4 protein-coding genes and 2 pseudogenes are annotated in these 6,480 nt (G+C 61.4%); 2 read left to right on the forward strand and 4 right to left on the reverse strand.

The features are described 5' to 3' along the window. Positions 1–1,086 (forward strand): porin (locus EOA27_RS16985; protein ID WP_145970383.1); only part of this gene is annotated, 1,086 nt, incomplete at its 5' end. 83 nt (positions 1,087–1,169) lie between these two features. On the opposite strand, the gene EOA27_RS16990 is transcribed toward EOA27_RS16985, so the two are convergent. Next, positions 1,170–1,451: a tetratricopeptide repeat protein gene (locus EOA27_RS16990; protein ID WP_126078331.1), complete on the reverse strand. Its 282-nt coding sequence runs from the start codon at positions 1,449–1,451 to the stop codon at positions 1,170–1,172. A gap of 252 nt (positions 1,452–1,703) precedes the next feature. Between EOA27_RS16990 and EOA27_RS42145 the strand changes: the two are divergent. Continuing rightward, positions 1,704–1,886: pseudogene (locus tag EOA27_RS42145) on the forward strand (pyridoxal phosphate-dependent aminotransferase); the annotation flags it as partial. 267 nt (positions 1,887–2,153) lie between these two features. Here EOA27_RS42145 and EOA27_RS17000 read toward each other — a convergent pair. The 3 genes and pseudogenes from EOA27_RS17000 to EOA27_RS17010 form a co-directional block, all read right to left on the reverse strand. Then, positions 2,154–3,170: pseudogene (locus tag EOA27_RS17000) on the reverse strand (alpha/beta hydrolase); the annotation flags it as partial. Positions 3,171–3,352: 182 nt separating this feature from the next. Next, positions 3,353–4,261 (reverse strand): formylglycine-generating enzyme family protein, encoded by a 909-nt coding sequence (locus tag EOA27_RS17005; RefSeq protein WP_245467159.1) that lies wholly within the window; start codon positions 4,259–4,261, stop codon positions 3,353–3,355. A gap of 89 nt (positions 4,262–4,350) precedes the next feature. After that, positions 4,351–5,856, reverse strand: a complete 1,506-nt coding sequence (locus tag EOA27_RS17010; RefSeq protein WP_126078334.1) for an arylsulfatase — start codon at positions 5,854–5,856, stop codon at positions 4,351–4,353. Positions 5,857–6,480 lie beyond the last annotated feature (624 nt).

Here is a 6,480-nt window from a genome sequence, read left to right on the forward strand (position 1 = left end):
GAATACGTCAAGATCTGCGACGTCTACGGCTCGGGCTATTTCTACATCCCCGGCACAGAGACCTGCCTGCGCGTCGGCGGCTATGTCCGTTACGACATCGGCGTCGGCGATGTCGGCTCGTTCGACGGCGCCAAGTCCTTCGACCATGAGGACGGCGATGAGCAGAGCACCTTCTACAAGAATACCCGCTTCACGCTGAAGACCTGGACCGGCCAGGAGACCGAGCTCGGCACGTTGAAGACCTACACCGAGACCCGCTTCAACTTCGGCAACCGCAACGGCTACCCATCGGCAGACGATCCGACCACGGCAGCGGATGAATTCAACAGCAATCCTGCCGGCAACAAGAACGTTTCGCTGAACTTCGCCTGGATCCAGCTCGGTGGCCTCCGCGTCGGTAAGGACGAATCAGCCTTCGATACGTTCATCGGCTACGCCGGCAACGTCATCCAGGATACGATCGTCCCCTATGGCGACTTCGACACCAACGTCGTCCAGTACTATTTCGACGCCGGCAACGGCTTCTCGGCCGTGGTCTCGCTGGAAGAAGGTTCGGGCGTCGTCGGCACGATCGACAGCTACGTTCCGCATGTCGTCGGCGGCGTGAAGTGGACTCAAGGGTGGGGCGCCATCACCGGCGTCGTTGCTTACGACAGCAACTACGAGGAAGTTGCCGGCAAGGTTCGCCTGGATGTGAATGTCACCAACGAACTGTCGCTGTTCGGCATGTTCGGCTATGGCAGCGACGACAACCTCAACGACCCGACCTATGCCATCGGGGCCGGTGGTCGCGGCTTCTATAAAATCTGGGGCGGCAACTGGGCATTCTGGGCCGGCGGCACCTACAAGTTCAACGAGAAGACCTCGTTCAATCTCCAGGTGTCGGGTGATCAGGACAAGAACTATGGCGTGGCGGCGAACGTCGCCTATGACATCGTACCCGGCTTCACGGTCACGGCCGAAGTCGATTGGGATCACTTCGGCAAGTTCGATGATTGGGTTTCGGGTGCCGACGTCGTCAACTTCACCGGCGCCGACAAGAAGAACAGCGTCGGCGGTCTGCTCCGCTTCCAGCGCTCGTTCTAACAGGCGTCGCCTGATCGAAATCGAAACCCGGCGGGCGATCGCCGGGTTTTTCATTTGGTTGCGAGGTGAAGACCCGCGGTGCCTTAAGCGCGCCGCAGGTGCCTGATGGCAAGTGCGTGTTCGCCAACCGTCAGATAAGCATCGCCCAAACTGAAGTGGAAACATGGGTCGAGTGGCGTCTGGTCGACCGCCCGAGCAAGGTATTTGATGGACAACTTATCATCGACGCCCAGTCCCAGCGTCCCCAACATGTACAAAGCCATCGGGTGCTCGGGCGTCCTTGCCAAAACGCGACGACACAGTTCCTCGGCCTCGGGCAACCTGCCCGCCAGCTGAAGTTCCAGCAACATTTCATTGGCCTGCATACGCGGCTTCGCCTTCGGCTGCTTGAGTGTTGGCTGTTTTACAGTCTGCTTTGGCGCGGGTCCGCTCTTCAAATGCTTGGACCAGCCAGGGGCGGTCGGTTATTCATCCCGCCTCGCTAACAAAAAGAGGCGCGGGAATCCAGCCGTGGTGCAACCGGCAACGGACCCGCGCTATTTGCCCCTTTCGACAACTTGCACCCACTCCCCGCCCACGCTAGCAAGAAGCCCCCTTTCTCAACCAAGCCCATTGCCATGCGCCAGCGCCCTTCCCTCGCGCCGATCATCGGCGCGCTTCCCACCACGGTGCCGTTCGTCGGTCCGGAGGCGCAGGAGCGCGAGCGCGGGCGGCCTTTTCGCGCCCGCATCGGCGCCAATGAAGGCGGTTTCGGGCCTTCGCCACGCGTTATCGCGCGCATGGAGAGCGTCGCGCGCGATCGATAGCGGCCTTGCTTTCGGCTGTCCGGTCTTGGGTTGTGGAATTCTCTTTCCCGACGGATCTTTCAGGTGTTTGGACCAGGCGGGCGGCAGCCGGTTGTTCATCGTGTCTGGCTTGCAAAAAGGGGCAACAGAATCCAGCCTCTCGGGCGCTGAAGGCAGGTCACCTCCCAATCGCCCCGCCGTTTACGCCACCTAACACGATCACTGGGTCGTCGCATCGCCCTTCAGGATCGTCTCGAGCTCATCTGGCGGGGCGTTGTTCGTTTTTCCTTCAATGGCCGCGACGGGCGCGCTGACCGTGCTTGCCGCGACGTTGCCGATCGTGTCGACCGTGCCGGCAACCACAAGGCCGAGTTCGTCGCCAAGCCCCACTCTCGAATCCGTCAAGGTCTGGCCGGAAGCAAGTTGCGCGCCGAGCAATTGGACGATCTCCGGACTTTCAGCGAACTTGCTGTGATTCAAGCGATCTGCGGTCTTTACGTCGGTCAGATCAAGCACGGTTATTCCAGCTGCCTGGAGCTTCGATTTGTACGGCTCCTTCGACGGGTCGGCCTGCCCCACCCTGTCGACATTGCCCGCAATCAGGCGCGAGACGGCAAGCGCCCGGTCGTCCCGCGAGACGGTGATGGTGAACTTCGGCTTTTTCGGCCCAAGCTCGGTCCACTGGCGACCAAAGACATCCACGTCGAGATCGGGAGACGCAAGGATGACGTTCCTGATCTTGGGCGAAACGCGCCCATCCTCCAGCGCCATCTGCCTCAGCGATTCCATCGCCAGCCAGGTGCCCATCGAGTGGGCCATGACGGTGACGTCGGTCACGCTGCGGTCGTCGGCCAAGGCCTTCAATGTCCGCTCGAACGCAGTGCGCGAGAAATTCGCGCTTTCCTTGTCGTAGTTGTAGCCAAGCACACTGGCGCGCGACGGCCATGTGAAGAGAATCGGCACGACGTTCGCCCGCGAGTCATGCACGAACTGCGCGAAGCGAAAGACCGAGTCCTCATACCGGTTGTTGAAGCCATGCACGAAGACGAGAACATGGCCGTTCGAATTGTGAGCATGCAGCCATTTGTGAGCCTCGGGAACCGACAGGTTTCTTGCGGCAAGAACCGCGAAATCCTTTTGGGGGTTTGGCGGCAGCTTTTTCGGCCACTCGACCGTGCCCGGCGCACGGTTCGGCGGAATCGAGATGGTCAGGTCGGTCAACGAAAGCGCCGGGCTGCGCTCGCCCGTGAACAAGGTCGCCGGGTCACCGGAAGGCTTGCGGCTGGTCGCGACCAACATCGTCACATCCGATGCCGCCGGCGAAACCAAGCTCGCGGGGATCGGCGCCAGAACCCCTTCGGGTCCAGTTCCGCACGCCGTGAGCGTAAGGAATATGGCCGATATGGCTGCTGCAACCCGCCAGCGCGCCGGTTTGGACCTCCCGGCGCCGCGATGCCCATGGAGGGCGCTGCGCCCTCCTCTCATGACGGACGCGCGATGCATCGAAAACCCAGGTGGCAAGTGGACGTATCCACGGGCTGCGCCATGCGAGCGGCCGGCCGGTACCGTCGGCAATAGCTGGGGGCGCACAGGAAGGACCCGCCCTTGGTCACCTTGCGTGGAATTTTGATGTCGGGTGTCAGCGGGTCGAAGCTCGCCTCACGCTCGCCGCCGCGCGGATTTTCCATCGTACAGCAAGGGCTCTCGATCCGGCGATGTTCCTGGTACCAGTCGGTGGTCCACTGCCAAACATTGCCGGCCATGTCATGGAGCCCGTAGCCATTTGCCGGAAACGAGCCGACGGGCGCAGTCCATTCGTAGCCGTCTTCGCAATCGTTGCGGAAAGGGAACTCGCCCTGGTAGGTGTTGGCCATATGCTGGCCGCCGGGCGTCAGCTCGGCGCCCCAAACGAATTCGGCGCCCTCCAGCCCGCCGCGCGCGGCAAACTCCCACTCGGCCTCGGTCGGCAGAGCCTTCCCCGCCCAGTTCGCATACGCTTCCGCGTCCTCATAGGCGATGTGCACGACGGGATGGCTGTCGAGCCTCTTCAGCCCGCTGGCGGGGCCGCGTGGGTGCCTCCAGTTCGCGCCACGGACGTAAGCCCACCAATTATAGTGATTGTTGCGATCGATGCCGCGCGAAGGCCTCACGAACAAGGCGGAAGCCGGCGCCAATGATTCTGCACTGGCGCCGGGATAGTCCGCGGCATTCGCTGGACGCTCGGCCAGCGTGACATAGCCGCTGGCCTCGACGAAGCGGCTGAACTCGGCATTCGTGACCGTCGCGCGATCCATCCAGAAGCCGCCGACGACGACGCGATGCGCCGGCGCCTCTTCCGGATAGTGGCTGTCTGAGCCCATCAGGAATTCGCCGCCGGGGATCCAAAGCATATCGGCGTTTGACGAATCCGTTGGCTTTGCTGCAGGTCGCGCTTCAGTCATCGGCTGGTCTCGTCTGAACGGCAGAGCGCATCCGCCGTTCAATCCCCCGCAGCGAACATTTCCTCCGGGCTTGGTGTCACCAGCGGCGTGAAGTAGGTCAGCCGCACTGCCTCCATAAGCAACAGCGGGGGTTTCATCTGGGCTGCGAGCTCGGTGATCCTTGCCTGCAACACCTTGACCTTATCAGGATACTTATCAGCCAAGTTAGTGGCCTCCGATTTGTCCTGCGACAAATCGAACAGCTCTATCTTTTGCGGCAACGTTGCCGACCACAACAATTTCCATTCGCCCTCGCGCACCGCACCGGCCATCGGATCGACATTGTAGACGATCTCTGTGCGCGGCGAAGGTTTGCCCTCGCTGATGGCCGGCCACATATCCACGCCGTCCAGCGGTTTATCCTTGCCAGGCTTGGCGCCGGCCAGCCCAGCCAGTGTCGGCAACATGTCGACGACATGCATGAGGCCATTGAAGACGCCAGGCTTGACCTTGCCGGGCCAGTTCATGAAGGCGACCGAGCGGGTGCCGCCCTCATAGAGGGTGCCCTTGCCTTCGCGATAGGGGCCGTTATCCGCAGGCAGCTTGCCACCCACCTTCGAGTCGCCCGCAAACATCGAGTTAACGACGCCACCGTTGTCGCTCATGTAGACGATCAGGGTATTGTCGCGAATCCCTTTCTTCTCAAGGGCGGCAACGACATTGCCGATCTCGTCATCGATCACCGAGATCATTGCGGCATAGGCTCTGCGGTTCTCGTCGGCGATGTTCTTATATCGGTCGAGATATTCCTTCGGAGCCTGGAATGGCGTATGGGGCGCGGTGAAAGCGAGGTAGAGAAAGAGCGGCTTCTTCTGATCGTGAGCGTTGATGACCCGGACAGCTTCCTGACCGAACAACGTGTTGTCGAAGCCCGGCTCCTTGATCGGCTTGTTGTTCCTGTACCAGTCCGCGATACCATGCGATGCATGTTTGAAATGGTCGATCTCGCCGACCGTCGCCCCGTAGAATGAATCAAATCCACGCTGCTTCGGCCAGTAGTCCGTCTTGGCATGGCCGAGATGCCATTTGCCACTCATCGCCGTCTGGTAGCCCGCGTCTCTTAGGATTTGCGAAAGAAGTGTCTCATCGAGCGGAAGGCCATAGGTTCCCGCTGCGGGGACAACGCCAACCTGCATGCCATAGCGCAGCGGATAGCGGCCGGTCATGAGGGCGCTGCGCGTTGGTGTGCACATCGGCTGCACGTAATATTCTTCGAGCTTCGTCCCTTCCGCGGCAAGCTTGTCGATGTTGGGCGTCTTGATGTCCGAGCCGTGATAGCCGACGTCTTTCCATCCCTGATCGTCCGCAACGATGAAGACGATGTTCGGCTGCGAGGGCTGGGCCGCCGCCGTCTGGACGCCCGCAAGGCCGGCGAGCGCGCCGGAAAGGCCGACAGGTGCTGCAAATCGCGAAACCGCAGCCGCAGTGCCGCCCATCAAAGCGTCCCGTCGCGTGATTCTGTTGGTTGCACCGGCTTCGGCCGGGAAGTCTCGATCGTTGCTCATATTATGCCCCTGCTCTGCTAATTCACGCCGTTCTGCTCAATACCGCGGCGCGTCTGGTGTTCTGGCGCCAATCATTTGCCTGGAATCCAAAGGCGCGGCGGCTCAGCACCCACGTCTGCCGCTGCCGTTGCTGCGGCGCGCTCAATGTCCTCTGCGCACACCTGCGAATAGCCCTGCCTGTTCATGCTCCCCACTCGCCGTGCGTCGGCGGTATTTCCGCGCTATTTGGCCTCGCGCTGTTTTCGCTTAAGTTATTGCTAATAGAACCGTGCCGCTATCCACTTTGCGCAAAGGAGGCATTTTTTGGCGTCCTGACCTGCGTCGCCGTCCCGGGAGATGCTTTGCTGTGGCTCGTCACGCGGGCGGCTCAGACGCGCCCCCGAGCGCACGTCACCTTTCGCTTGCCTGGGCGCCTTGGCCCACCGTAAGCGCCTTGCCAATCCACTCTAGTCTGCTGGTGCAGACCATTGCCGATACGATCGTGCTGTGGAACGGAATTCCATTTTACCGCCGGCTGCAGAAATGCGCCGTCGAACGCCGGCGGGCGATGCCTGGCTCCGCCATCGCTCAGCAGCCCAATACCGAATGCAGGCGCCGCAGAGAACCAACCACGTCATCTCAATC

The organism is Mesorhizobium sp. M2A.F.Ca.ET.037.01.1.1 (assembly GCF_003998075.1).
Lineage (GTDB): Bacteria > Pseudomonadota > Alphaproteobacteria > Rhizobiales > Rhizobiaceae > Mesorhizobium.

Bases quoted from the DNA above. Each gene is read 5' to 3' on its own strand.
- EOA27_RS16990 (WP_126078331.1), bottom strand. From the start codon at position 1,451: ATGCAGGCCAATGAAATGTTGCTGGAACTTCAGCTGGCGGGCAGGTTG.
- EOA27_RS17005 (WP_245467159.1), bottom strand. From the start codon at position 4,261: ATGCTTTGGATCCCCGGCGGCGAATTCCTGATGGGCTCAGACAGCCAC.
- EOA27_RS17010 (WP_126078334.1), bottom strand. From the start codon at position 5,856: ATGAGCAACGATCGAGACTTCCCGGCCGAAGCCGGTGCAACCAACAGA.